Origin of the sequence: Pseudonocardia spirodelae (assembly GCF_037727765.1) — a bacterium.
GTDB lineage: Bacteria > Actinomycetota > Actinomycetes > Mycobacteriales > Pseudonocardiaceae > Pseudonocardia > Pseudonocardia spirodelae.
The window spans coordinates 84,449-109,443 of record NZ_JBBJUP010000019.1 but is presented as its reverse complement, the minus strand read 5'-3'; the positions used below and the strand labels follow the sequence as shown (position 1 = coordinate 109,443).

At 75.4% G+C, this 24,995-nt stretch carries 25 protein-coding genes; 17 read left to right on the top strand and 8 right to left on the bottom strand.

Features of this window, described 5'->3' with window-relative positions; translation table 11 throughout:
* Positions 1-73: 73 nt before the first annotated feature.
* Entirely contained in the window at positions 74-469 is a 396-nt protein-coding gene (locus WJX68_RS21060) for a DUF5318 family protein (RefSeq protein WP_340293735.1), read from the bottom strand.
* Positions 470-664: 195 nt separating this feature from the next.
* Between WJX68_RS21060 and WJX68_RS21055 the strand changes: the two genes are divergently transcribed.
* The 4 genes from WJX68_RS21055 (at position 665) to WJX68_RS21040 (ending at position 4,162) form a co-directional block, all read left to right on the top strand.
* Positions 665-1,303 carry a PadR family transcriptional regulator gene (locus tag WJX68_RS21055; protein WP_340293733.1) on the top strand — a complete coding sequence of 213 codons (639 nt, stop codon included), beginning with the start codon at positions 665-667 and terminating at the stop codon, positions 1,301-1,303.
* Position 1,304: 1 nt separating this feature from the next.
* Positions 1,305-2,384 carry an inositol-3-phosphate synthase gene (locus WJX68_RS21050; protein ID WP_340293731.1) on the top strand — a complete coding sequence of 360 codons (1,080 nt, stop codon included), beginning with the start codon at positions 1,305-1,307 and terminating at the stop codon, positions 2,382-2,384.
* A gap of 367 nt (positions 2,385-2,751) precedes the next feature.
* Complete coding sequence (locus tag WJX68_RS21045) at positions 2,752-3,348, top strand: C40 family peptidase (RefSeq protein ID WP_340293729.1); 597 nt, start codon at positions 2,752-2,754, stop codon at positions 3,346-3,348.
* Positions 3,349-3,418: 70 nt separating this feature from the next.
* The gene (locus WJX68_RS21040) at positions 3,419-4,162 is read left to right on the top strand and encodes an SDR family oxidoreductase (protein ID WP_340293727.1); all 744 of its coding nucleotides are present in this window, start codon (positions 3,419-3,421) and stop codon (positions 4,160-4,162) included.
* On the opposite strand, the gene WJX68_RS21035 is transcribed toward WJX68_RS21040, so the two are convergent.
* Positions 4,131-5,084, bottom strand: coding sequence for a LysR family transcriptional regulator (locus WJX68_RS21035; protein WP_340293725.1), 954 nt, complete (start codon positions 5,082-5,084; stop codon positions 4,131-4,133). The two genes, WJX68_RS21040 and WJX68_RS21035, sit on opposite strands and share 32 nt — an antisense overlap.
* Positions 5,085-5,165: 81 nt before the next feature.
* Here WJX68_RS21035 and WJX68_RS21030 point away from each other — a divergent pair, with 81 nt between their 5' ends.
* The 4 genes from WJX68_RS21030 to WJX68_RS21015 are packed head-to-tail and all read left to right on the top strand — an operon-like array spanning position 5,166 to position 7,771.
* Entirely contained in the window at positions 5,166-6,173 is a 1,008-nt protein-coding gene (locus WJX68_RS21030; RefSeq protein ID WP_340293723.1) for a DMT family transporter, read from the top strand.
* Positions 6,115-6,543, top strand: coding sequence for a DUF1707 SHOCT-like domain-containing protein (locus tag WJX68_RS21025; RefSeq protein WP_340293721.1), 429 nt, complete (start codon positions 6,115-6,117; stop codon positions 6,541-6,543). The genes WJX68_RS21030 and WJX68_RS21025 overlap by 59 nt, the downstream gene beginning before the upstream one ends.
* 20 nt (positions 6,544-6,563) lie before the next feature.
* Positions 6,564-7,319 (top strand): UPF0158 family protein, encoded by a 756-nt coding sequence (locus WJX68_RS21020; protein WP_340293719.1) that lies wholly within the window; start codon positions 6,564-6,566, stop codon positions 7,317-7,319.
* On the top strand, positions 7,316-7,771 hold the full coding sequence (locus WJX68_RS21015; protein WP_340293717.1) for a HEPN domain-containing protein: 456 nt from the start codon (positions 7,316-7,318) through the stop codon (positions 7,769-7,771). Before WJX68_RS21020 ends, WJX68_RS21015 begins: the two co-directional genes overlap by 4 nt.
* Before the next feature lie 10 nt (positions 7,772-7,781).
* On the opposite strand, the gene WJX68_RS21010 is transcribed toward WJX68_RS21015, so the two are convergent.
* Both WJX68_RS21010 and leuS read right to left on the bottom strand, forming a co-directional pair.
* Positions 7,782-8,558 carry a hypothetical protein gene (locus WJX68_RS21010; RefSeq protein WP_340293715.1) on the bottom strand — a complete coding sequence of 259 codons (777 nt, stop codon included), beginning with the start codon at positions 8,556-8,558 and terminating at the stop codon, positions 7,782-7,784.
* A 54-nt stretch (positions 8,559-8,612) separates the two neighbouring features.
* A complete protein-coding gene (leuS, locus tag WJX68_RS21005) occupies positions 8,613-11,468 on the bottom strand; it encodes a leucine--tRNA ligase (RefSeq protein ID WP_340293713.1) in 2,856 nt (951 codons plus the stop codon).
* Positions 11,469-11,686: 218 nt separating this feature from the next.
* On the opposite strand from leuS, the gene WJX68_RS21000 reads away from it, so the two are divergent.
* On the top strand, positions 11,687-12,157 hold the full coding sequence (locus WJX68_RS21000; protein WP_340293711.1) for an SdpI family protein: 471 nt from the start codon (positions 11,687-11,689) through the stop codon (positions 12,155-12,157).
* 13 nt (positions 12,158-12,170) lie between these two features.
* On the opposite strand, the gene WJX68_RS20995 is transcribed toward WJX68_RS21000, so the two are convergent.
* The 3 genes from WJX68_RS20995 to WJX68_RS20985 all read right to left on the bottom strand — a co-directional run bounded on the left by WJX68_RS20995 (position 12,171) and on the right by WJX68_RS20985 (position 14,952).
* Positions 12,171-12,680: a DUF427 domain-containing protein gene (locus WJX68_RS20995; protein ID WP_340293709.1), complete on the bottom strand. Its 510-nt coding sequence runs from the start codon at positions 12,678-12,680 to the stop codon at positions 12,171-12,173.
* Positions 12,681-12,729: 49 nt separating this feature from the next.
* Positions 12,730-13,326, bottom strand: coding sequence for a YqgE/AlgH family protein (locus tag WJX68_RS20990; RefSeq protein ID WP_340293707.1), 597 nt, complete (start codon positions 13,324-13,326; stop codon positions 12,730-12,732).
* Between the two features lie 150 nt (positions 13,327-13,476).
* On the bottom strand, positions 13,477-14,952 hold the full coding sequence (locus WJX68_RS20985) for a CCA tRNA nucleotidyltransferase (protein WP_340293746.1): 1,476 nt from the start codon (positions 14,950-14,952) through the stop codon (positions 13,477-13,479).
* Between the two features lie 195 nt (positions 14,953-15,147).
* On the opposite strand from WJX68_RS20985, the gene WJX68_RS20980 reads away from it, so the two are divergent.
* From WJX68_RS20980 to WJX68_RS20945, 8 genes are all read left to right on the top strand, one after another.
* Positions 15,148-15,705 (top strand): NUDIX hydrolase, encoded by a 558-nt coding sequence (locus WJX68_RS20980; protein WP_422785750.1) that lies wholly within the window; start codon positions 15,148-15,150, stop codon positions 15,703-15,705.
* Positions 15,702-17,954, top strand: a complete 2,253-nt coding sequence (locus WJX68_RS20975) for a DUF6049 family protein (protein WP_340293701.1) — start codon at positions 15,702-15,704, stop codon at positions 17,952-17,954. Before WJX68_RS20980 ends, WJX68_RS20975 begins: the two co-directional genes overlap by 4 nt.
* A gap of 349 nt (positions 17,955-18,303) precedes the next feature.
* Positions 18,304-19,914: a protein kinase family protein gene (locus WJX68_RS20970; RefSeq protein ID WP_340293699.1), complete on the top strand. Its 1,611-nt coding sequence runs from the start codon at positions 18,304-18,306 to the stop codon at positions 19,912-19,914.
* Between the two features lie 71 nt (positions 19,915-19,985).
* The gene (locus WJX68_RS20965; RefSeq protein WP_340293697.1) at positions 19,986-20,498 is read left to right on the top strand and encodes a sigma-70 family RNA polymerase sigma factor; all 513 of its coding nucleotides are present in this window, start codon (positions 19,986-19,988) and stop codon (positions 20,496-20,498) included.
* A gap of 119 nt (positions 20,499-20,617) precedes the next feature.
* Positions 20,618-21,154, top strand: coding sequence for a hypothetical protein (locus WJX68_RS20960; RefSeq protein ID WP_340293695.1), 537 nt, complete (start codon positions 20,618-20,620; stop codon positions 21,152-21,154).
* Positions 21,155-21,318: 164 nt separating this feature from the next.
* Positions 21,319-22,332 (top strand): thioredoxin-disulfide reductase, encoded by a 1,014-nt coding sequence (gene trxB, locus WJX68_RS20955; protein WP_340293693.1) that lies wholly within the window; start codon positions 21,319-21,321, stop codon positions 22,330-22,332.
* A gap of 47 nt (positions 22,333-22,379) precedes the next feature.
* Positions 22,380-22,706: a thioredoxin gene (gene trxA, locus WJX68_RS20950; protein ID WP_340293691.1), complete on the top strand. Its 327-nt coding sequence runs from the start codon at positions 22,380-22,382 to the stop codon at positions 22,704-22,706.
* A gap of 202 nt (positions 22,707-22,908) precedes the next feature.
* On the top strand, positions 22,909-24,066 hold the full coding sequence (locus tag WJX68_RS20945) for an N-acetylmuramoyl-L-alanine amidase (protein WP_340293689.1): 1,158 nt from the start codon (positions 22,909-22,911) through the stop codon (positions 24,064-24,066).
* An 87-nt stretch (positions 24,067-24,153) separates the two neighbouring features.
* On the opposite strand, the gene WJX68_RS20940 is transcribed toward WJX68_RS20945, so the two are convergent.
* Positions 24,154-24,843, bottom strand: a complete 690-nt coding sequence (locus tag WJX68_RS20940; RefSeq protein ID WP_340293687.1) for a GNAT family N-acetyltransferase — start codon at positions 24,841-24,843, stop codon at positions 24,154-24,156.
* Positions 24,844-24,995: the final 152 nt, after the last annotated feature.

Below are 24,995 nucleotides of genomic sequence, written 5' to 3'. Positions count from 1 at the left end.
CCCGGGGCGGGGATCCGGTGCCGGACCGGCGCGGTGCGCGCGGGCCGGGTGGTCGTGGGGAACGCCATGGGCCTCAGCCACCCGCGCTCCGCCGGCCGCGCCGGGGGCGGCCGGTGCCGAGGACGTAGGACCGGACGAGGTGGTTCCAGCGGCACTCCGTGCACACCTCGACGACGTGCACGGTGAACTCGGGGACCTGCGCGGCGAGCTGTTCGAGGTCGGCCGCGGAACGAGCCGAGCCGGACGCGTGGCGCAGGCCCTCGCCGAACACCCAGGAGACCTGGGCGAGCCCGTCGCGCCGGCAGACGGGGCAGGGGTTCGCGGTCGTCGTGCCGTGGAACCGCGCGGCGCGCAGCAGATAGGCACCGGCGTCGCACACCTCCTCCTGGCCGACCCGGCCGGCCCGGACGTCGGCCAGCAGAGCACGGCGCTGCAGGGCGTAGTCCACCACCTGTCGCGGGCTGAGCACCCTTCCAGGGTACGCGGGACCCCGCCGCGGACCCATCGCCGTCCCGCAGCGGGGGCTGCGGCGGTGACCGTTCCGTGCCTGGTCGCGGCACTCGCCCGATCCGCCACGCGCTGTGATGACGATCATTCGACGGGCGGTCCGATGTATCGGACCGATAGGGTCGGACGGCGACGGTCCTGACGGGAGGTGGCGGGGATGCTGGACTTCGCGGTCCTCGGCCTGCTCCAGGACGGTCCGTTGCACGGCTACGAGCTGCGCAAGCAGCTCGGCCGCCGGCTCGGCGGGTTCCGCGTGTTCTCCTACGGTTCGTTGTACCCGGCCCTGCGCCGGCTGCTGCGGGCCGGGGCGATCGCCGAGACCGCCGACGAGGCGGGCGAGCCGCGCGGATCGGGCCGGCTGCGACGGGGCAGACGGGTCTACCGGATCACGCCGGCCGGCCGCGACCGGTTCGCCGCGGTGCTCGCCGAGGCCGGCCCCCAGGCGTGGGAGGACGGCAGTTTCGACGTGCACCTGGCGTTCTTCGCGCGGACACCGGCGGAGACGAGGATCCGCATCCTCGAGGGGCGCAGGCGCGCCGTCGAGCAGCGCCGGGACGGGCTGCGCAGCGCACTGGGCCGGCCCTGCGAGGGGACCGACCGCTACACCCGCGAGCTGCACCGGCTCGGGCTGGAGTGCTCGGAGCGCGAGGTGTGCTGGCTGAACGAGCTGATCGCGACCGAACGGGCCGAGCAGGGAGCCCCGGACGGCCGCGGACAGGAGACCTCCCCCGGGGCGGGGCCCGTGCGGCCCGCGGCCGGCGGGGTACGACAGGACGAGACAACAGGAGGAGCCTGACATGAGCCAGGTTCGGGTGGCGGTCGTCGGCGTGGGCAACTGCGCGGCGTCGCTGGTCCAGGGGGTTCACTACTACGCGGACGCCGACCCGTCGACCCAGGTCCCCGGCCTGATGCACGTCGACTTCGGCGGCTACCACGTCCGTGACGTGACCTTCGTGGCCGCGTTCGACGTCGACGCGAAGAAGGTCGGGCAGGATCTCGCCGACGCCATCTCGGCCAGCGAGAACAACACGGTCAAGATCGCCGACGTGCCGCCGCTGGGCGTCACCGTGCAGCGCGGCCCGACGCTCGACGGGCTGGGCCGCTTCTACCGGGAGACGATCACCGAGGCCGACGGCGAGCCCGTCGACGTCGCGCAGGTGCTGCGCGAGACCGGCGCCGACGTGCTCGTGTCCTACCTGCCGGTGGGCAGCGAGGAGGCCGACCGGCACTACGCACAGGCTGCGCTGGACGCGGGCGTCGCGTTCGTCAACGCGCTGCCGGTGTTCATCGCCTCGGACCCGGAGTGGGCGGAGAAGTTCCGCGCCGCCGGCGTCCCGATCGTCGGCGACGACATCAAGTCCCAGGTCGGCGCGACCATCACCCACCGGGTGCTGGCCAAGCTGTTCGAGGACCGCGGCGTGCAGCTCGACCGCACGATGCAGCTCAACGTGGGCGGGAACATGGACTTCCTGAACATGAAGGAGCTCGAGCGGCTGGAGTCCAAGAAGGTCTCCAAGACCCAGGCCGTCACCTCCCAGGTGGACCGGGACATGGGCCGGGGCAACGTGCACATCGGCCCGTCGGACTACGTGTCCTGGCTGGACGACCGCAAGTGGGCCTACGTCCGGCTGGAGGGCCGCGCGTTCGGCGACGTCCCGCTGAACCTGGAGTACAAGCTCGAGGTCTGGGACTCCCCGAACTCCGCGGGCATCATCATCGACGCCGTCCGTGCCGCCAAGCTCGCGAAGGACCGCGGCATCGGCGGGCCGATCCTGTCGGCGTCGAGCTACTTCATGAAGTCGCCGCCGGAGCAGTACCGCGACTCCGAGGCGCGCGACAAGGTCGAGGCGTTCATCCGCGGCGAGATCGACAGCTGATCGATTCCGCGAGACAACGGCCCGGGACGGCGACCGCGCAGGTCGCGCCCGGGCCGTTGGCGTACCGGGAGTGTTCCGGAACCGGACATTACCGATCCGAAATCTTCTCGGAATTCTCCGTGAGCGCAGTCATGCATTGAATGTGTGCTGGGTCATTTATCTGAGCGAGATCTGTTCGTAATGTGCGCTTCGGCCTTGCGTGACCACCGCCCACCCGGGGCGGGGGACGCAGGGTCACCGCCGGGCGACGACGCGGGCGGGCCGTGAGCGCTCCCCGGTCCCCAGCCGGGAACTCCCCCTCGTACGTCGGCGCCCGCGGGACCCGCCCCGACCGCTCCTCCGGTGGTGCTACCCCGAGGACCCCACCGTGCCCCAGCGCCCCTCCGCTCCGGCGCTCCGCGTCGCCGTCGTGGCCACCACCGCCGCCGCGGCCGCAGCCCTGTCCGTGCTCCCCGCCGCCACCGCGGCGCCCGCCGGCACCCCCGCCCCGGCCCCCGCCGCGACCGTGACCCGCGACGTCGCGCCGGCGGCCACCGTCCTGCCCACGCAGGCCCCCCACCCGGCCGCGGTCGCGACCACCGCCGCCGCGCGGGCCGCCGCCCCGGCCGCGCAGGCCGCCGCCGCGCGCAGCAGCGCGCTGGCGACCGCGATGGCCCAGCTCGGCAAGCCCTACCGCTGGGGCGCCACCGGCCCGAGCGCCTTCGACTGCTCCGGCCTGGTCAGCTACGCCTACGGCAAGGCGGGCAAGGACCTGCCGCGCACCTCGCGCGCCCAGGCCCAGGTCGGCACCAAGGTCGCGAAGTCCGCGCTGAAGCCCGGTGACCTGGTCTTCTTCTACAGCCCGGTGAGCCACGTCGGCATCTACATCGGCGGCGGCCGGATCGTGCACGCCTCGACCAGCGGCCAGCCGGTCAAGATCTCCGACATCGACCGGATGCCGTTCAACTCGGCCCGCCGGATCTGAGCCACCCGCTCCCCGGCCCGACCGGCCCCGTCCTCGCGCAGGACGGGGCCGGTCGTCGTAGGTTCACCGGGTGACCGCTCCCCGCCGCCCGCTCGCCCTGATCACCGGTGCCTCGCAGGGCATCGGCGCCGCCACCGCCCGGCTGCTCGCGCCCCGCTACGACCTGGTCCTCGGCGGCCGCGACGAGCAGCGGCTCGACGCGCTGGCCGGCGAGCTCACCGAGGCGGGCCCGGTGGCGGTCCGTACGCTGCCGGTCGAGCTGACCGACGACGACGCGCTCGCCGCCGCCCTCGCCGGAACCGACCGGCTCGACGCGCTGGTCCACTCCGCCGGCGTCGGGGAGCTGGGCACGGTCGCCGACACCCCGGCCGCGACCTGGCGCCACCAGTTCGACGTCAACGTCGTCGCGGTCGCCGAGGCCACCCGGCTGCTGCTGCCCGCGCTGCGCGCCGCGGGCGCCGACGGCGGGGCCGACGTCGTGCTCGTCAACTCCGGGTCCGGGCTCACCGCCCGGGCCGGCTGGGGTTCCTACGCGGCCAGCAAGTTCGCCCTCCGCGCGTTCGGCGACGCACTGCGCGCCGAGGAGTCCGGCCACGGCATCCGGGTGACCTCGGTGCACCCCGGCCGGGTGGACACCGCGATGCAGGAGCGGGTCGTCGCCCACGAGCAGGCCACCGGGGCGGCGGACACCGCCGCCGGGTACGACGGCTCGCGGTTCCTGCGCCCGGAGTCGGTGGGCGCGGCGGTACTGGCGGCGCTCACCGCGACCCGCGACGCGCACCTCACCGAGATCGTGGTGCGCCCGCAGGGCTGAGCGGCTCCGGCGCACCGTCCCCGCCGGGGGGCCCCGCGGCGCCCGCGGCGGCCTGCAGCTCGGCCAGCGCGGCCCGCACCGGCGGGGCCTGCGCGACGGCGTCGCGGACCACGGCCAGGATCGACCGCACCGGGGTGGGGCGCACCAGCGGGACCGCACACGTCCCGGGCGGGCGGCGGGCCGCGCCGAGCGTGGGCAGCACGGTGAGCCCGATCCCGGCCGCGACGAAGGCGAGCGCGGTCGGGTAGTCGTGCGCCTCGACGTGGAACGGCGGCCGGAACCCGGCCGCGGTGCACGCCTCGACGAGGTTGCGGCGGCACCAGCCGCGGGCGAAGTCGTTGTCGATCCAGCGCTCGCCGGCCAGCTCGGCGAGCTCGATCTCCGCGCGGCCCGCCAGCGGGTGCCCCTGCGGGAGCACCGCGACGTAGGGGTCGTCGAGCAGGTGGGTCACCGAGAAGTCCGGCCAGGCCGCGAAGTCCGGGCGCTCGACGGCGATCTGCACGTCGGCGCGGTCGTTCGGGTCGTCGGGCAGCCACTCCCGCAGCCGCAGGTCCAGCCGTACCCCCGGGAAGTCGCCGGTGACCCGGTGCACCACCCGGGGCAGCCACGCGGCGCCGACGGAGGCGAAGTAGGCCACCGACAGGGTCCCGGTGCGCCCGGCCCGCAGGTCCGCGACGACGGCCTCGGCCTCCCCGATCCGGGCCAGCACCAGGTCGGCCTGCTCGGCGAGGCGGAGCCCGGCCGGCGTCGCCCGCAGCCCGCGCCCGGCGCGCTCGAACAGCGTCAGCCCGGTCTCGCGGGCCAGCGCGGTCACGTGCTGGCTCACCGCGGACGGGGTGTAGCCCAGGTTGGTGGCCGCGGCCTGCACCGAACCGCTCGCGACGACGGACCGGAACACGCGCAGACGGTGGGTGTCGAGCACCCCTCGACCGTACAGCCGGACTGAATCCAGCGGAAGGAATGATCGCTGGTGCTGAAGGGTCGACGGGCGCAGGCTGATCCCATGACCTCCTCCACGCGTCTGCTGCCCGTCGCCGCCGCCGCGGTCACCGTCGTCCTGTGGGCCTCGGCCTTCGTCGGGATCCGGGCGGTCGGCCACGACCTGTCGCCGGGTGCGCTCGCCCTCGGGCGGATGACCGTCGGCGCGGCGACGCTGACGGTCGTGCTCGCCGTCGTGCGGGCCCGGCGGCGCGGCGCGGCACCCCCGCTGCCCCGGGGGCGGCTGCTCGCCTCGGTCGCGATCTGGGGCGCGGCCTGGTTCGGCGCGTACAACCTGGTGCTCAACGCGGCAGAGCGTCACCTCGACGCGGGCACCACCGCGCTGCTGGTGAACGTGGCGCCGGTGGTGGTGGCGGTGCTGGCCGGGCTGCTGCTCGGGGAGGGCTTCCCGCTGCGCCTGCTCATCGGGATGGGGGTCGCGTTCGCGGGGGTGGTGCTGATCGCGGCCGCCACCTCGGCGGGCGGCACCGACCCGGCCGGGATGGTGCAGGGACTGCTGGCCGCGCTGCTCTACGCCGGCGCCGCCGTCGCGCAGAAGCGGCTGCTGCCCCGGGTCGACGCGCTCACGATGACGTGGACGGGGGCCCTGGCCGGGGCCGTCGTGCTGTCGCCGTTCGCGCCGGCGCTGCTGTCCGAGCTGCCCCAGACGCCGCCCGCGGCCGTCGCCGGGGTGCTGTACCTGGGTGTGTTCCCGACCGCCGTCGCGTTCCTGACCTGGGGGTACGCGCTGATCCGCACCACCGCCGGGCGCCTGGCCGCATCGACGTACGCGATCCCGCCACTGGTGGTCGCGCTGTCCTGGGCGCTGCTCGGCGAGGTCCCCGCGCCGGTGGCGCTGCTGGGCGGGGTGCTGTGCCTGACCGGCGTCGCGGTCGCCACCCGGCGCGGCGCGCCGCGGGGATCCGTCGTCCGACCGATCCCCGGCGGCGCCGCCGTCGCTACCCTCGACGGGCATGGGGGAGCAGGAGGACGAGCGGTCCGTGGTGCGGGTGTCGGATGCCGAGCGTCGTGAGACGGCGGAACGGCTGACGATCGCGCACGACGAGGGCCGGCTGTCGCTGACCGAGTACGACGAGCGGCTGCAGCGGGCCTTCGCCGCGACCGTGCGCGCCGACCTGGACGCGGTGGTGGCCGACCTGCCCGCCGTCGAGCGGTCGGCGCTGCCGTCGGTCCGGGAGGAGACGACCCGGGTCGAGAAGGCCGAGGCCCGCCACGAGTGGCTGACCGAGTGGCGGTCCTGGGCCGGCGCGGCCGTGGTGATGGTGGGCATCTGGCTGGTCACCGGCCTGGTGTCCGGCGACGGCTTCCCGAGCTTCTGGCCCGCGTGGCCGCTGGGAATCTGGGCGCTGGTCATCGTCGCGGGCGCCTTCTGGAAGGACTGAGCCGGGCATAGAGTCGCCCCGTGCTCGACCCCGCCCGCCTCGACCTGTCCGCGCTCGCGGCCGCGCTCGAGGACCGCACCCCGGGCGTCACCTGGTACCTCGACCCCGACGACGGCGAGGTGCACGGTGTCGCGACGGGCGGGGCGCCGCACCCGCGCTGGGTGGAGATCCACCCGGTGACCAGCCGCGAGTCCTACCGGGACATGTCCGACTTCACCGCGGGCGTGCAGCACCGCCGGGCCGCCGCGCTGCTGGACCGGGCCATCGACGGCCGCGGGGCGTTCCGGCGGTTCAAGAACACGCTGTTCGAGTTCCCCGAGGTCCGCGACCAGTGGTACCGGTTCCGCGACGCGCGTTCCCGGCGCCGCGCGGCCGACTGGCTGGCCGCGGCCGGGCTGATCGGCGAGGACGACGCGGAGCGCCTGCGCGCCCGGCACCCGGACCCCGACCCGTCCAACGACGACGTGCCCGCCGCCGTCGCCGACGACCTGGCCGCGCTCTACGGTCCGCGGCTGCGCCAGGTGCTGCTGTTCGGCTCCTGGGCCAGCGGCCACGGGTCGGTGGAGTCCACGCTCGACCTGCTCGTCGTCCTCGACGACGAGGGGGTGCCGATCCTGCCGTGGGAGGAGGTCCGCGCGATGGACGAGGTGCTCTGGCAGCACACGAGCCGGACCGGCCTCACGATCAGCGTGCTGCCGGTCGGGCAGCACGAGCTGGCCCGCGCCGCGGATCCGACCGTCGTCCGCGCGCGGGCCGAGGCGGTGCGCGTGCGGTGACGGGTCGGGCGCACGGCGGGCTGGCGCGGGCCCGCACCGAGCTGGGCGCGGCGCGCGTCCTGGCCGAGAACGGGTTCAGCGACGCCGCGGTGTCCCGCGCGTTCCACGCCGCGTTCCGGGCGGCCGAGACGGCGCTGCTGGTGCTGGGGGAGACCCGGGCCCAGCACTCCGAGGTGGTCAGCGCGTTCGTGCGCCGCGTGGTGCGCGAGCGGTCGCTGGACCCCCGGGCGGGACGGCTGCTGCGTTCGCTCTACAACCGGCGCGCGCTGGCCGACCACTCCGACGCGACCGCCCCCGCCCGGGAGGCGGCCGCGGCGCTGGAGGACGCCGCCTACGTCCTGGACGCGGTGGAGCGGTGGCTGGCGCAGCCGGCGCTCTCCGCCCCGCCGGACGCCGTCGACGGCGCGACCCGGCGGCCCGCCCGGCCGGTGCGGCGGGGGTCGCGGGCCTGAGCCGGAGCGCTCAGAAGAGGTCGCCGCCGAAGCCCGCGTCGTCGGACCAGCCGCCGCCCCCGTCGAACCAGCCACCGTCGGAGCCGCCGTCGAACCCGGCACCGTCCGCACCTCCACCGTCGAACCCGCCGTCGAACCCGCCGTCGACGCCGTCGGGACCGCCGGCCCAGGCCGCCTGCTCCACCCCGGCCATCCCGCTGAACAGGGAGCTGAACAGCAGCGCCGACCCGACTCCCCAGGCCCCGGCCACCAGCGCGGGCTTCCACCACGGCTCGGAGTACCAGCCGCGCGGCACCGGGCGCCCGGCGACGGTGCCGCCCGGGTAGTAGTGGGTGTTGCGGCCGGTCGGCCCCGGCGAGGCGCCCAGCGTGCGGCCGTCGACCTCGACCCGGCGGTCCTCGGTGACCTCACCGGCGCCCGACCGGCCGGGCAGCGGCGGGAGCTCCGGGCCGGGGTCCATCCCCATCGCGACGCGGGCGGCGCGCACGTAGTACAGGCCCTCGTAGGCGGTCTCGGTGACCTGGCGGCACTGCGCGGGCGTGCGCGCCTGCTCCATCTGGGAGCCGGCCGCGGTGTAGCGCTCCGCGGCGTCGGCGAGGGCCTGGCGGCTCGCCTCGTCGGTGCCGGTCAGGGCCAGTACCTGCCCGCCGAGCCGTTCCACCCAGCGGCGGGACTCGGCGCGGGCGTCCTCCAGCGCCGCGGTGGTGTCCGCGGTGTGCCGGCGGACCAGCCACACGACGGCCGCGATCACGGCCAGGACGACGATCAGGGTCAGCACTCCACTCATGGCGGACCTCCTCGCCCGGTCAACGTGCGGGCGGGGAGGTCCGTTCCACGGGGGTCAGCGGACCACGTTGACCAGGCGCCCCGGCACGACGATGACCTTCTTCGGCGCGGCGCCGTCCAGCGCCGCGACGATCTTCTCGTCGGCCAGCGCGGCCGCGCGGATGTCGTCCTGGCCGGCGTCGGCGGCCACGGTGACCCGCGAGCGGACCTTGCCGTTGACCTGGATCGGGTACTCGACGGTGTCGGCGACCAGGTACCGCTCGTCGGCCTGCGGAAAGGTCGCGTAGGCCAGCGTCGCGTCGTGGCCCAGCTTCTCCCACAGCTCCTCGGCGATGTGCGGGGCCAGCGGGGCCAGCATCAGCACCAGCGACTCCGCGACCTCGCGCTCGACCGGCGTCCCGCGCTTGGTCAGCGCGTTGTTCAGCTCGATCAGCTTCGCCGCCGCGGTGTTGTAGTGCAGCGCGGGGTAGTCGGCGCGCACACCGGCGATCGCCTTGTGCAGCGGCCGCAGGATCTCCTCGGCCGGCGCGGCGTCGACGACGGTCGTCTCACCGGTCGTCTCGTCGACCAGGTTGCGCCACACCCGCTGCAGGAACCGCTGCGGCCCGACGACGTCGCGGGTCGACCACGGCCGGGACGCGTCCATCGGGCCGGTGTACATCTCGTACAGCCGGAAGGTGTCCGCGCCGTAGCGGTCGCACATCTCGTCGGGGGTCACGACGTTCTTCAGCGACTTGCCCATCTTCCCGTACTCACGGGTGACGGGGCCGCCGTTCCACGTGAAACCGCCCTGGTCGTCCTCGACGACCTCCTCGGCGGGCACGTAGGTGCCGCGGGCGTCGGTGTAGGCCCACGCCTGGATGTAGCCCTGGTTGAACAGCGTGCGGAACGGCTCCTCGCTGCTCACGTGGCCCAGGTCGAACAGGACCTTGTGCCAGAAGCGGGAGTACAGCAGGTGCAGCACCGCGTGCTCGACGCCGCCGACGTAGAGGTCGACGCCGCCGGGGTCGGTGGTGCCGGGCCGCGCCTTCGCCGGGTCCGGGCCCAGCCAGTACGCCTCCGCCTCGGCCGAGACGAAGCGCTCGGAGTTCTCCGGGTCCAGGTAGCGCAGGTAGTACCAGCAGGACCCGGCCCACTGCGGCATCGTGTTCGTCTCGCGCCGGTAGCGCTTCGGACCGTCGCCCAGGTCCAGCTCGACCTCGACCCACTCCGCGGCGCGCGACAGCGGCGGCTCCGGCTCGCTGTCCGCGTCGTCGGGCTCGTAGGTCTTGGGGGCGTAGTCGTCGACGTCGGGCAGGACGACGGGCAGCTGCTCGGCGGGCAGCGCGATCGGGCCGTGCTCGTCCCAGACGACCGGGAACGGCTCGCCCCAGTAGCGCTGCCGGGAGAACAGCCAGTCGCGCAGCTTGTACTGCACGACGCCCTCGCCCGCCCCCTTCGACGCCAGCCAGTCGATGATCGCGCGCTTGGCCTCGTCGACGCCCAGCCCGTCCAGGCTGATGTCGTCGTTCGCGGAGTTGATGGTCGGCCCGTCGCCGGTGTACGCACCGCCCTCCCAGCCCGACGGCGGTTGCACCGTGCGCACGTGCGGCAGACCGAACGCGGCGGCGAAGTCCCAGTCGCGGGCGTCCTCGGCCGGCACCGCCATGATCGCGCCGGTGCCGTAGCCCATCAGCACGTAGTCGGCGACGAACACCGGCACCGGCGAGCCGGTCACCGGGTTGGTCGCGTACGCACCGGTGAACACACCGGTCTTGTCCCTGTTCTCCTGCCGGTCCAGCTCGGACTTGCGCGCGGCCTCGGCGCGGTACGCCTCGACGGCCCCGGCGGGCGTCGCGGCGCCCCCGGTCCAGCGGGTGTCCGTGCCCTCGGGCCACTGCTCCGGCACCAGCGAGCCGACCAGCGGGTGCTCGGGAGCCAGCACCATGTAGGTGGCGCCGAACAGCGTGTCGGGACGGGTCGTGAAGACCTCGATCGGCGTGTCGCCGCCGACCACCGGGAAGCGGACGCGGGCGCCCTCGGACCGGCCGATCCAGTTCCGCTGCATCGCCTTGACCGACTCCGGCCAGTCGACCCGGTCCAGGTCGTCGGCCAGCCGGTCGGCGTAGGCGGTGATCCGCATCATCCACTGCTTCAGGTTGCGGCGGAAGACGGGGAAGTTGCCGCGCTCGGAGCGGCCGTCGGCGGTGACCTCCTCGTTGGCCAGCACGGTGCCCAGCCCGGGGCACCAGTTGACCGGGGCCTCGGAGATGTAGGCCAGGCGGTGGCCGTCGACGACGGCGCGCCTCTCGCCCTCGGACAGCTCGGCCCAGGCCCGGCCGTCGGGGGTCGGGCGGCTGCCGTCCTCGAGGGCGGCCCGCAGCTCGGCGATCGGGCGGGCGCGGCCCGCCTCGGTGTCGTACCAGGACTCGAAGATCTCCCGGAAGATCCACTGCGTCCAGCGGTAGAACCCGATGTCGGTGGTGGAGACCGAGCGGCGCGGGTCGTGGCCCAGCCCCAGCTGGCGCAGCTGCTGCCGGTACCGGGCGATGTTCGCCTCGGTGGTGGTGCGCGGGTGCGTGCCGGTCTGGACGGCGTACTGCTCGGCGGGCAGCCCGAAGGCGTCGAAGCCCATCGGGTGCAGCACGTTGCGGCCGTTCATCCGCAGGTAACGGCCCAGGACGTCGGTGCCGATGAAGCCCAGCGGGTGCCCGACGTGCAGCCCCGACCCGGACGGGTAGGGGAACATGTCCATCAGGTAGACCTTCGGCTTCTCCGAGCCGGGCTCGCCCGGGTCCGGGGCGTGGAAGGTCTCGTGGGACTCCCAGAAGTCCTGCCACTTCCGCTCGATCCGGCCGGCCATCTCGGCGTCGTAGCGGAACGCCGGGCGGTCCGCTCGCTGGTCGGTCGCGGTCGTGGTCTCGGTGCTCATGTCCGTCTCACCTCGGGGGTTCCTGTCGTGACGGCCCGGCTCGGGCCCGGAACACGTCGCGACCCCTCCGCGGGGGACACAGGAGGGGTCGTCGCCGCGCCGTCGCCGAGCGGGGCGCTCGCGCTACGACGCGGCGCCGGGAAGTCGGCGAGCCGTGCACATGTGACCAGGGTAGCCGGGGCGGGCGTCCCCGCTCGGGCGGGTTCTACCCTGGTCACGTGCCCACGACGCTCCGCCTGATCCTCGCCGCCCTGCTCCTGCTGGCCGGGGTGGTGCTCGTCGTCCTCGCCGTGCTCGGCGCGACCGGCCGGCTGCCGCGCAACCGGTTCGTGGGCGTCCGCACCGCCGAGAGCCTGCGCACCGCCGACGCCTTCGCGCTCGCGAACCGGGTCGCGGCACCGCCGCTGGGCGCGGCCGGGATCGTCGCCCTGGCCGGGGGCGGGGTGCTGGTCGCCCTGGACCGCGGCGGCGCCGCACCCTGGGTGCTCGGCGTGATCGCCCTGGTCGGAACGGTCGTGCTGGCCGGGCTCGGCGGCGCGCTCGGCGCCCGCGCCGCGACCGCGGTGATCGCCGCACAGACCCCGGCCCCGACCTGCGGCGGCGTGTGCAGCGGCTGCGACCTCGTCGCCGGCTGCCGGGACGCGACGGGCACCGAGCCGGGCTCGGACTCCGCCCGCACCTCGGCCTGAACGGCGCGGCGGGTCACCAGCCGCGGGAGCCGGGACCTCCCTTGAAGGGGCCGACCACGTCGTCGGTCACCCAGCCGCCGTAGAACCCGCCGGGCTGCGGGCGCACGGTCTCCCCGTCGAGGGTGACCCGGTCGAAGGGCGCCACGTAGACCGCGACCCGGTCGGTCAGCTCCGGGTAGCGGGGGTCGGGGCTCGGGTACCACCACGCCACCGACTCCAGCGGCGCGGCGCCGGGGACGCGGACGTCGCAGTAGGAGGCGACGCCCTTCCACTCGCAGAACGTGCGCTGCCCCACCGGCACCAGGACGCCGTCGGCGAAGGCCGTGCGGGGCAGGTACCAGGTCGGCGGGTGGCTCGTCTCGAGCACCCGGACCAGGTCGTCCGACGCCGCGACGAGCATGCCCCCGTGCCACAGCTCGGCGTGCCGCGCGGCGCGCTCGGCCCGCGGCGGCCGGGGGTAGTCCCACACCGACTCCTGACCGGGGCCGACGGGGTCGGGCTGCGGGCGGCGGTCGAACAGCACGGCCCCACGGTAGGCCGGGACCGCGCTGTCGGCGCGGGATCCGCGCGGGTCAGTTCCAGGCGGGGTCGCGCGGGAAGGTGGCGAGCAGCGCGAGCGGCACGCCCTGGCGGCGCAGGACCCGCTCCCACAGCTGCTCGTGCACGGTCGTCAGCAGGTCGTCGGGCAGGCCGGGCACGACGTACCAGTCACCGCGGGCGATCTCGGCGTGCAGCTGGCCCGCGTCCCACCCGGAGTAGCCGGCGAAGATCCGCATCCCGCGCAGCCGCGGCGCGAGCGGGCCCGGGTCGGAGTCGAGGTCCACCAGCTGCACCGGCGGGCGGACCGGCATCAGGCCGGGCAGCCCGCGTCCGGACTCGCCCGTGCGCAGCGCGGCCAGGCAGAGCGCGGTCCGCGCCTCGACCGGACCGCCGACGAACATCGTCCCCGGGTCGCTGGTGAGCCCCGCCCACCGCGGCAGCACGTCGCGGACGGCGGCCGGTCCCGGCCGGTTCAGCACGACCCCGAGGCTGCCCTGGGGCCGGTGCTCGATCATGTAGACGACCGTGCGTGCGAAGTTCGGGTCGTCCAGTCCGGGAGCGGCGACGAGCAGACTCCCCGGGGTGACCGGGGGAAGAGCGGCGCCTCGGGTGGCGCGGTGTTCCCGCACCCGTCCATCGTCGCACCCGCGGGCCGGACGCGGCCCCGCCACCCGTTCGCCGGAACGCCCCGGTCCGTGAACGGTCCGGCCGTCACCGGCGATCCATACGTACGTACAAGACGTACGTATGGATCGAGGTACGTCCGTACGGGACGGGCGTCAGAGGTTCTCGGCCGCCCAGGCCCGCAGCGCGGCCTCGGCCTGCTCGGGCGTCATCGGTCCCTGCTCCATCCGCAGCGCGAGCATGTGCTTGTAGGCCCGCCCGACGGCCGGGCCCGGCGCGATGCCGAGCAGCTCCATGATCCGGTTCCCGTCGAGGTCGGGGCGGATCGCGTCGAGCTCCTCCTGCTCGCGCAGCGCGGCGATGCGGTCCTCGAGGCCGTCGTAGTTGCGCTGCAGCGACGCGGCCCGCCGCCGGTTGCGCGTCGTGCAGTCCGAGCGGACCAGCTTGTGCAGCCGGTCCAGCAGCGGGCCGGCGTCGGTGACGTAGCGGCGCACCGCGGAGTCGGTCCACTCGCCCTTGCCGTAGCCGTGGAAGCGCAGGTGCAGGTACACGAGCTGGCAGACGTCGTCGATCAGCGCCTTGGGGTACTTCAGCGCGCGCAGCCGCTTGCGGGTCATCTTCGCGCCGACCACCTCGTGGTGGTGGAACGAGACGCGCCCGTCGGCCTCCTTGCGGCGGGTCGCAGGCTTGCCGATGTCGTGCAGCAGCGCGGCCAGGCGCAGGACGAGGTCGGGGCCGTCGTCCTCGCGCTCGATCGCCTGCTCCATCACCACGAGCGAGTGCGTGTAGACGTCCTTGTGCTGCATGTGCTCGTCGGTCTCGAGCTGCATCGCCGGCACCTCGGGGACGACGTGGCCCGCCAGCCCGGTGTCGCAGAGCAGCTCCAGGCCGCGCCGCGGGTGCTCGCCGAGCATCAGCTTCGAGAACTCGGCCTGCACCCGCTCGGCGGTGATCCGGGTGAGCTCGCCGGACATGGCCGTCATCGCCGCGGTGACCCGTGCGGCCGGGGTGAACCCGAGCTGGGAGATGAACCGGGCGGCGCGCAGCATCCGCAGCGGGTCGTCGGAGAACGAGCGCTCCGGCGCGTCCGGGGTGTCCAGCACGCCCTGGGCGAGCGCGGCGAACCCGCCGTGCGGGTCGACGAAGCGCCGCGGCGACGCGGTCAGCTCGACCGCCATCGCGTTGACGGTGAAGTCGCGGCGCACGAGGTCGCCCTCGACGGTGTCGCCGAAGCGGACCTCGGGGTTGCGGGAGGCGCCGTCGTAGGTGTCGGCGCGGAAGGTGGTCACCTCGAGGATCTGGCCGGCGCGGCGCAGCCCGACGGTGCCGAAGGCGATGCCGGTGTCCCAGACCGCGTCGGCCCAGCCGCGGACGATCTCGAGGATCTGCTCGGGGCGCGCGTCGGTGGTGAAGTCGAGGTCGCCGGAGTCGCGGGAGGAGGCGCCGGTGCCGCGGAGCACGGCGTCGCGGACGCTGCCGCCGACCAGGTAGAGCAGGTGGCCGCGCGCGGCGAACCGCGCCGCCAGCTCGTCGGCGACGGCGGGCACGTCGAGCAGAGCGACCACGGCGTTCTCCTGCGCGCGCTGCAGGTCGTCCGGGTCCGGGGCGGCGGTCGGGGACGGACGGGTCACCTGACGGGCGGTCGAGGACGGGGACGACGAGGACACGACGGGCCAGTCTAGGCAACGCGCCCGGCCGGTGAGCACGGGTCCGGGGTCACCCGCCGCGCCCGAACCGCTGATCGTGCCGCGGGTCGACCGGGTGACGCGCGCCCCGGGGCGGCTCGTCGACCCCCCTCGGGGCCACCTCCTCGTTACCATCGCCACATGTCCACCTCCCGCGGCCGCTCCTCCGCAGGGCGTGGCGCGGACCCCGGGCGCGACGGACGCGACGGCCGGGCCGGACGCGCCGGCCGTGCGGGACGCGCCGAACGGTCCCCGGACCGCAGGCGGCGGCTCCGCACGGTGGACGAGACGTCCGCGGGCGGGCTCGTCGTGCACCCCGACACCGGCGCGGCCGCGCTCATCGGCCGCCTGGACCGCCGGGGGCGGCTGCTGTGGTCGCTGCCCAAGGGGCACATCGAGGCCGGTGAGACCGCCGAGCAGGCGGCGGTGCGCGAGGTGCAGGAGGAGACCGGCATCATCGGTGAGGTGCTGGCTCCCCTGGGCACCATCGACTTCTGGTTCGTCGCCGAGGACCGGCGCGTGCACAAGACCGTGCACCACTACCTCATGCGCGCGCTGGGCGGTGAGCTGTCCGACGAGGACGTCGAGGTGTCCGAGGTCGCCTGGGTGCCGCTCGACCAGCTCGAGGGCCGGCTCGCCTACGCCGACGAGCGCCGGCTGATCCGGCACGCGGCGAACCTGCTGGAGGAGACGGCGTGAGCCGGGTCGCGGCCCTGGTCGCGATCGCGTTCACCGCCCTGGCGGCGGTGCTGCTGCCCGGGGTCCTCCCGCACGGCGCGCCACCGGCCGCGGCGGCCGACCGGCCGGCCCAGCAGCCCGCGGCCCCGGTGCGGCTCGACGTCGGCTCGATGTCGCCGCGGGTGGTCACCTCGTCGGGCCCGCCCGAGCTGGTGGTGACCGGGACCGTCACCAACACCGGTACCGGGATCGTCGACGACCTCGCCGTGCGCGTGCAGCGCGGGCCGCTGCTCGACGGGGACGCGGCGGTGCGCTCGGCACTGGCCGGGCAGACCCCCGTCGACGACGCGACGCCCCCGTTCGCCGACCTCGGGCCGATCTCGCCGGGCGCATCGGTCCCGTTCCGCTACGCCGTGCCGGTCACCGGAGCGCCCGGCTCGACGCTGGCCGTCCCGGGCCCGGGGACCTACCCGCTGCTGGTGAACCTCAACGGCACCGTGGACGGCACGCCGTCGCGGCTGGCCGGGGTGCGCACCGTGCTGCCGGTGTCCTCGCTGCCGGGGGCGCCGGTGTCCCCGTCGCCGGTCGCGACCCCGGTGACGCTGCTGTACCCGGTCACCGACGCCCCGCGGCGGATCCCGCCGCTGCCCGGCGAGCCGCCCCAGCTCACCGACGACGACCTCGCCACCTCCTTCGCCCAGGGCGGCCGGCTGCGCGGGCTGGTCGAGGCGCTCGGCAGCAACGCCCCGGCCGGGTCCCCGGCCCGGTCCGCGGTCTGCCTGGCCGTCGACCCGGAGCTGGTCGCCACGGCCGCCGCCATGCGGGACGGCTACCAGGTCGTCACCGGGCCCGGCACGACCGTCCCCGGCCGCGGGGCGGAGGCCGCCGCGCAGTGGCTGTCCGCGCTGGCGGCGGCGGCCCGCGGGACCTGCGTGCTGGCGCTCCCGCCGTCCGACGCCGACCTGGTCGCGCTGGTCCGCGGCGGCCGGGCCGACCTGGCCCGCTCCGCCCTGGACCGCGGACGCCGGACGCTGGCCGACGACCTCGGCACCACGGTGCTCGACGACGTCGTCTGGCCGGCCGACGGGGTGGTCGACGAGGCCACGCTGGCCGCGCTCGGCGGCGGCACCCGGCTGCTGCTCTCCGCCGACGGCGTCACCGGCTCCGCGGGGTCCGGGCTGGTCGGGCTGGGCGGCGGCGACAGCGCCCTGCTGTCGGACCCGCTGCTCACCGAGGCCGCGGCGGGCCCGGCGGGTGCGGAGCTGCAGCAGGCCACCGCGGGCGGGCTCGCCGGACAGGACCTCGCCGGGGCGCTGGCGTTCCGGGCCCTCGGCGGCGACGGGACGGGCCCGCTCGTCGTGGCCCCGCCGCACCGCTGGACCGCCGACGGCGACGCCGCCACCGGGGTCCTCACCGCCCTGTCCGCGCTGGTCGCGGACGGACGGCTCACCCCGGCCGGTGCGGCCCCGCTGACCAGCGGGACGGCCCCGGCCGGCGCGACCCGGCTGTTCTACCCGCCGCAGGCCGGCGGCGCGGAGATCCCGGGGACGGTCGTCGGCGGGGTGACCGACCAGGTCCGCGCGATCGAGGCGCTGCGGGCCGCCGCGGAGGCCAGGACCGGCGTCGGCGCCACCCCCGCGGAGGTGTTCGACCCGCTGGTCACGGGCACGCTGCGGGCGGCGTCGTCGTGGTGGCGGGGCGACCCGGGCCGCTCGGCGCGCGAGCTGGCCGTGGTCGCCGACCGGATCACCGGGATCCGGGAGCTGGTGCGGGTCGTCGAGCCGCCCAGCCCGTACTCGCTCGGCACCAGCGACGCGCCGCTGCTGGTCACCGTGGCGAACGGGCTGCCGGTGACGATGAACGTGCGGGTGGTGCTGTCGAGCACCACCGGGCTGCGGGTCGCCCCGATCGAGGTGCAGGCCGTCCCGCCGCGGGGCCGGGTGCAGGTCCGGGTGAGCGCCCAGGTGACCCGCTCCGGGGTCTTCAGCGTCGACGCGGGTCTGCTCACCCCGGACGGCGTCGCGCTGGGCCCGCAGACGCGGCTGCGCGTGCGCTCGACCGTCTACGGGACGGTCACGGTGTGGCTGACCGCGATCGCGGGCGGTGTCCTGGTGGTCCTGGTGGTGCGCCGGGTGCTGCGCCGGCTGCGTCCCGCGGGCGGCCCCGCCGACCCCTCCGGCGACGACCGTGACCACCGCGACGACGACCCCCCGCCGCCGGGCCCGGTGCCGCCCGGACCGGCCCCCGCCGGGCGCGCCGCCGGATCCTGATCTTCCGCGGGAGAAACTGTCGTCGACGTCACTCGTCGCCCTGATGTGACCGCTCGTCGCAGATAGACGACAGCTCGGCGAATCCGACCCCTCGACGCGCAAACCATCGGGGACCTGCCGTCGAACACACGGAGAGCGGGCTGCGGGGCGTGTTCTCGGCTCGTCCGCATCCGACGGAGTGACGTAGGCTGACGGTCGACACGAGACCTGGCGCCAGGGGAGGGCGAAGCCGTTGAGCGGGCAGATCGACGAACGCACTGCCCGAACCGGTTCCCAGCCCACGGAGCGCCCGTCGCCCGTCCCGCGCACCCCGGTCGGGCACACCGCGGACGCGCCGGACACGCCCGGCGTGCCCGCCGGCGAGCAGCCGACCGCGAAGGTGCCCGCGCAGGCCCGTCCGACCGAGCGGATCCCCGCGGTCCGCGAGGCGACGGCGACCTCGGCGGGCTCCCCGCTCACCGAGCGCTACGTCCTGCGCCAGCGGATCGGCTCCGACCCGTCGGCCGGTGCCGAGTTCTGGCGTGCCGAGGACACCGTCCTGCGCCGCCCGGTCGGCGTCACGCTGCTGCGCCGGCTGCCCGCCGACGACCGCTCCGACGACCCCGAGGGCACCGCCCGGGCCGGCGAGATGATCGTGCGCGCCCTGCGCTCGGGCTGCTTCGAGCACTCCGGCAGTGCCCGGCTGCTCGACGTGCTGGCCCCCGGCACGCACGGCCTGCCCGCCGACGTGCTCGGCGCCGCCGTCGCCGAGTGGGTGCCGGGCCGGTCGCTGGCCGAGACCGTCGCGGAGGGCCCGGTCCGCGCCCAGCGCGCCGCGCGAGCCGTCGAGACCCTCGCCGCCGCCGCCAGCGAGGCCCACTACCAGGGCCTCGTGCTCGGCTGCGACCACCCGCAGCGCGTCCGGATCACCCCGGACGGCCGCGCCATGCTCGCCTTCCTGCTGCCCCGGCCGTCGGTGTCCGCCGCCGACGACGTCCGCGGCCTCGGCGGGATCCTCTACTGCCTGCTCACCCGCCGGTGGCCGCTGTCGGTCGCCGACGCGGCCCGGGCCGGGCTCGTCGCCGCCGACCGCACGCCGGCCGGGCGGCTGCGCCCGCCCTCGCAGCTGCGGCCCGGTGTGCCGCTGGAGCTCGACACCCTCTGCACCGGCGCGCTCGGGCAGGGCGAGGGCATCGGCCGCGTCCACACCGCCGCGGCGATGCACCGGATGCTGTCCGACGTCGTCGCCGAGGACGCCGACCAGGCCTTCTTCCCGCCGGTGCACGACGGCGCCCCCGCCGAGCCCGACGACGTGTGGCAGGACTCCGACCACCTGCCCGACACCCGCAACGACCCCCGGCGCCGCCGCAACCTGCGGATCGGGCTGGGTGTGCTCGCCGTCGGCGTCCTCGTCGTGCTCGGCTACCTGGCCGTGCAGGTGGGCGCGCTGTTCGGGGGTGGCGGCGGCCCGCCGGTCGTCGTCCCGCCGGCCGCGGCGGCGACGGCCCAGCCGCAGCAGCAGGCACCCGCCCCGCAGTCGTCGGGGTCGGTGCCGGTTCGGGACGTGTCGGGAGAGGTGTTCGACCCCGTCGGCGACGGCGACAACGCCGCGACCGTCGGGAACGCCCTCGACGGCGACGCCGGCACCTCCTGGGAGACGAGCCGCTACTTCCAGCCCTTCCCGGCGCTCAAGCCCGGGATCGGGGTGCTGGCGTCGTTCGCCGCCACCCAGCCACTGACCGGCCTGACCATCGACTCGCCGAGCACCGGGACCGTCGTCGAGATCCGGTCGGCGCCGTCGGCCGACCCGACGCTGCAGCAGACGACGCTGCTCGACACCGTGACCCTGAGCAGCGGCCGCACGACGGTCTCGCTCGACGCGGCCGTCCCCACCGACCACGTACTGCTCTGGATCACGACGCTGGGCCCGGACAACCAGACCCGGATCGACGACGTCACCTTCGCGCGCACCGCGTCCTGACCCGTTCGCGATCGCGACGGTCCCGCCCGGGAACGCCGTGACCGGCCCGGCCTGCTGCCTACCGTGCGCCGGTGACGACCGTCGACCGCGCCCCGGACCGGGCCCCGCCCGACCTGGACGCGGTGTTCCGCCGCCACGCCGACCGGCTCTGGTCGGTGGCGGTGCGGATGCTGGGCGACCGGACCGAGGCCGAGGACGCGGTCCAGGAGGCGTTCCTGTCGGCCCTGCGGTCACCGGGCTTCCGGGGCGAGGCCGAGATCGGCACCTGGCTGCACCGGATCGTCGTGAACGCCTGTGTCGACCGGATCCGCGCGGCCGGACGGCACCGTGACCGCACCCGGTCGCTGCGGCCCGCCGGCCCGGACCGCGACCACGCCGGACGGCTCGTCGCCCGGCTCACCGTCGAGCGGGCGCTCACGCTGCTGCCGGCCGAGCAGCGGGCGGCGGTGGTGCTCGTGCACGCGCTCGGCCACGGCGTCGGGGAGGCCGCGGAGATCCTCGAGGTGCGGCCCGGGACCGTGAAGAGCCGGTGCGCCCGCGGACGGGCCCGGCTGGCCGAGCTGCTGCGGGAGGAGGAGCCGTGACGATTCATAGTGGATCCGACGAGAACCACCTCCGGCCAGCGGAGAGTGCGGATTCCCGTCAGTCGGACGAGGAAAAGCGGGTCGTCGCGCTGCTCGCCGCCGGGGCCGGCCCGGTGGCCATGCCCGACGACGTCGCGGCCCGGATCCGGGCGCGGCTCGCCTCCGGCGGGGTGGGGGAGCGCGGCCCGGCTGCGGCGGGGTCGTCGGCGCCACGGGCGCGGTCCGGGAGCGCACGGGCCCGTCCGCCGTACCGCCGTCGCGCGGTCCTGCTGGTCGCCGCGGCCGCGGCGGCCGCCGTCGCGGTGGCCGTGCCGGCGATGCTCCGTCCGGCCGGGTCCGGCGTCGTGCGGGTCACCGGGGCCGGGCCGCAGGAACTGTGGGACGCGGCCGCCGCCGGCGCCGCACCCGCAGGCCCGCTGGAGGACCCGGAGCGCGCACGGGCGTGCCTGCGCGCCGCCGGGGCCACGGCCCCGGACGTACCGCTGCTCGCGGCGCGGCCGCACGCCGTCGACGGCCGGGCGGCGGTCCTGCTCGTCCTCGCCGGCGGCGCGCCGGGCCGCGTCCGGCTCGTCGTCGTGCCGCCGGACTGCGGTCCGGACCGGGGCCGGGTCCTCGCCGAGACCGTCGCCGGGCCCGGGACGCCGCCGCGCCGGTGACCCACAGCGCGTCCGACGGCCCCGACGGGCGGGAATGCCCCTGTCTAGGATCGCGTTCGAGCCATACGGCAGCCACGACGCAGGAGCCGGCCACCCGGGCCGGCACCCGCAGGCGACCGTCACCGCGCCCGCAGACCGGGGCGCGCCAGGAGGGATCGGTACCGGTGACCACCGACGACACGGTGCACAACCTGATCATCATCGGGTCCGGGCCGGCCGGCTACACCGCTGCGGTGTACGCCGCGCGGGCCCAGCTCGCCCCGCTCGTGTTCGAGGGCAGCCAGTTCGGCGGCGCCCTGATGACCACGACCGAGGTCGAGAACTACCCCGGCTTCACCGACGGCATCATGGGCCCCGAGCTCATGGAGCAGATGCGCGGGCAGGCCCGGCGCTTCGGTGCCGACCTGCGCCCGCAGGACGTCGACGAGGTCCACCTCGACGGGGACGTGAAGACCGTCCGCGTCGGGCAGGAGACCTTCCGCGCCCGCGCCGTCATCCTCGCGATGGGCGCCGCGCCCCGCTACCTGCACGTCCCGGGCGAGCAGGAGCTGCTCGGCCGCGGCGTCAGCTCGTGCGCGACCTGCGACGGCTTCTTCTTCCGCGACCAGAACATCGCCGTGATCGGCGGCGGCGACTCGGCGATGGAGGAGGCCACCTTCCTCACCCGCTTCGCCGAGACCGTCACCGTCATCCACCGGCGCGACGAGTTCCGGGCCTCGAAGATCATGCTGGAGCGCGCGCAGAACGACCCGAAGATGCGCTGGCGCACCAACGCCGAGGTCACCGAGGTGACCGGCGAGGGATCGGTGAAGCAGCTGCAGCTGCGCGACACCGTCACCGGCGAGACCAGCACGCTCGACGTGACCGGGATGTTCGTCGCCATCGGTCACGACCCGCGCAGCGCGCTGGTGAGCGGCCAGGTCGACACCGACGCCGAGGGCTACGTCCGGGTGGACGGACGTACCACCTACACGAACGTCCCCGGCGTGTTCGCCTGTGGCGACCTCGTCGACCACACCTACCGGCAGGCGATCACCGCCGCCGGCTCCGGCTGCTCGGCCGCGATCGACGCCGAGCGCTGGCTGGCCGGGCACGAGATCAGCTCCGAGCTGGCCGGCGGCGGCTACGGCTCGGAGGACACCGCCCCGGCGGCCGCCGTCGCCGACGCCGCGCACTGACACCACGCCGATCCGCGCCGATCCGCGCCCGAGACAAGGAGAACCCCATGGGAAACAACACCGTCGACGTCACCAGCAGCTCGTTCGACCAGGACGTCCTCAAGAGCGACAAGCCCGTGCTCGTCGACTTCTGGGCGACCTGGTGCGGCCCGTGCAAGATGGTCGCCCCGGTCCTGGACGAGATCGCCGGTGAGCACGCCGAGAAGCTGACCGTCGCCAAGCTCGACATCGACGCCAACCCGGAGGTCGCCCGCGACTACCAGGTCATGTCGGTGCCGACGATGATCCTGTTCTCCGGCGGCAAGCCGGTGAAGCAGATCGTCGGCGCGAAGCCGAAGGCGGCGCTGCTCGCCGACCTCGCGGACCACATCTGAGCACTGTCCGTGCGCGTATAGCGCACTGAGATCACGCTGCGTGTCCCGGTTGATCACAACCGGGACACGCGCGTATCCGCCCCACTGCGCTCCTCCGGGGGTACAGCAGGGCACAATGGGTCCCGGCACGCGTCCGGTCACCGGGCGGAACCGACCGATCACGGGCGTCGCACGGCGCTCCACGACTGCGAGCGAGGGGTGCATGCAGCTGCTCCGGCGCGGGGACTGCGGTCCGGCCGTACGCGAGATCCGGGTGACGCTGGGCCAGCTCGGCCTGCTGCCCGATCCGGCCCCGGGTGCGCCCGCGAACCTGTTCGACGACGACGTGGACCGCGCCGTCCGCATGTTCCAGCAGGGTCGCGGCCTCATCACCGACGGCATCGTCGGTCCCGACACCGCCCGCGCGCTGCGCGAGGCCGGCTGGAGCCTGGGCGACCGGATGCTGTCGTTCACGCTGTCCACCCCCACCACCGGCGACGACGTCGCCACGCTGCAGGAGCGCCTGCTCGAGCTCGGCTACAACCCGGGCCGCCCCAGCGGGCTGTTCGACCAGCAGACCGAGCAGGCCCTGATCCGCTTCCAGCGCGACTACGGCATGACCCCGGACGGCGTGTGCGGCCCGGAGACGCTGCGCGCGCTGCGCCAGCTCGGCCGCAAGGTCACCGGCGGCCGCCCGCACCTGCTGCGTGAGCAGGAGCTGCTGCGCCGGGCCGGGCCCCGGATGCGCGGCAAGCGGATCGTCATCGACCCGGGCCACGGCGGCCACGACCGGGGTGTCGACGTCGGCGGCGTCACCGAGGCCGACCTGATGTGGGACCTGGCCCGCCGCCTCGTCGGCCGCATGTCGGCCACCGGCATGGAGGCCCTGCTCTCCCGCCCGGAGAACGGGAACCCGCCGGACACCGAGCGCGCGCAGTTCGCGAACGACGTCGGCGCGGACCTCGTCGTCTCGCTGCACACCGACGCCAGCTTCAGCCCGCACGCGCAGGGCCTGGCGACGTACTACTTCGGCAACGGCTCCGGCACCACGTCCAACGTGGGGGAGGCCCTCGCCGGGCTGATCCAGCGCGAGCTGCTCACCCGTACCTCGATGCTCGACTGCCGCAGCCAGACCTGCACCTGGGAGCTGGTGCGCCGGACCCGGATGCCGGCCGTCCGCGTCGAGACCGGCTACCTGACCCACCTCGGCGACCGGCGCAAGCTGCTCGACCCCGGCTTCCGCGACGTCGTCGCCGAGGGGATCCTCGTCGCCGTGAAGCGGCTGTACCTGCTCGGGCAGGACGACCAGCCCACCGGCACGTTCACGTTCAACGACGTGCTGGCCCGCGAGTACGGCAGGGACCAGATCCGGGCCGTCTGAGGCCCGCAGACGCTCCGACTCGCCCGCCCGGCCCCCCTCACCCGGGGTCGGGCCGGGGAGGCCGCGCACGGCCCGCTCAGGGCGCTCTCAGATCGTCGGAGCGGGCGGCAGGAACGAGACCTGGCAGGACCCCGCACGGGCGGGCGTCGCCGTCGGCCGCGGGGCCGGGGCCTGCATCGGGATCGCGACCGTGTTGAACAGCTGTTCGAGCGCGGCCTCGACGTCGGACTTCCACTCCAGCCCCGAGCGCAGCTCCATCCGCAGCCGCGGCCAGCGGTGGTGCGGGCGGACCGTCTTGAACCCGACCGAGCGCAGGAAGTCCGCGGGCACGACGCAGTCGGCCTCGGTGCCCGGACGGGCGTCGCCGAACGCCTCGACCGCCTTCACCCCGCGCCGGGTCAGGTCCTTCACGACGGCCTGGGCGAGCGCCCGGCCGAGCCCCTCACCGGAGAACTCCGGGGTGACCTGCATGGTGGTCAGCAGGACGGCGTCCGCACTGACGGGGCCGGTCGGCATCTCGGTGGCCCGGGGGACCGACGCCGGCGGGGCGAAGAGGACGTAGCCGGCGGGTGCCCCGCCGACGTAGACGACCCGGCCGCAGGAGCCCCACTCCAGGAGCACCTCGGAGAGCCAGGCCTCCTTCTCGAGGTCGGTCGTCCCGTAGTCCTCGGCCTGGTCGGCCAGCGACGGCGACAGCTCCCAGTAGACGCAGTTGCGACACCGCTTGGGCAGATCACCCAGATTGTCCAGATTGAGCGCGGCAACGTGCCAGGACACGGAAATCCGACCTCCGGGTGTCGTCGTCGCGCGGTCCACGCGCTGCCGCACGGGTACGGCCCGGCCGGGGCGTCGTTCTCCACCCCGGCGCCGACGATCCGCGCCACCCGAGCGTAGGTGGATTCCCGGCGTGGCGGCACCCCGGAAGGGCC

Bases quoted from the DNA above. Each gene is read 5' to 3' on its own strand.
- WJX68_RS20960 (WP_340293695.1), top strand. From the start codon at position 20,618: ATGCCCGACGACGTCGCGGCCCGGATCCGGGCGCGGCTCGCCTCCGGC.
- WJX68_RS20980 (WP_422785750.1), top strand. From the start codon at position 15,148: ATGTCCACCTCCCGCGGCCGCTCCTCCGCAGGGCGTGGCGCGGACCCC.
- WJX68_RS21030 (WP_340293723.1), top strand. From the start codon at position 5,166: ATGACCTCCTCCACGCGTCTGCTGCCCGTCGCCGCCGCCGCGGTCACC.
- WJX68_RS21050 (WP_340293731.1), top strand. From the start codon at position 1,305: ATGAGCCAGGTTCGGGTGGCGGTCGTCGGCGTGGGCAACTGCGCGGCG.
- trxA (WP_340293691.1), top strand. From the start codon at position 22,380: ATGGGAAACAACACCGTCGACGTCACCAGCAGCTCGTTCGACCAGGAC.
- WJX68_RS21025 (WP_340293721.1), top strand. From the start codon at position 6,115: ATGGGGGAGCAGGAGGACGAGCGGTCCGTGGTGCGGGTGTCGGATGCC.
- leuS (WP_340293713.1), bottom strand. From the start codon at position 11,468: ATGAGCACCGAGACCACGACCGCGACCGACCAGCGAGCGGACCGCCCG.
- WJX68_RS20945 (WP_340293689.1), top strand. From the start codon at position 22,909: ATGCAGCTGCTCCGGCGCGGGGACTGCGGTCCGGCCGTACGCGAGATC.
- WJX68_RS21055 (WP_340293733.1), top strand. From the start codon at position 665: ATGCTGGACTTCGCGGTCCTCGGCCTGCTCCAGGACGGTCCGTTGCAC.
- WJX68_RS21010 (WP_340293715.1), bottom strand. From the start codon at position 8,558: ATGAGTGGAGTGCTGACCCTGATCGTCGTCCTGGCCGTGATCGCGGCC.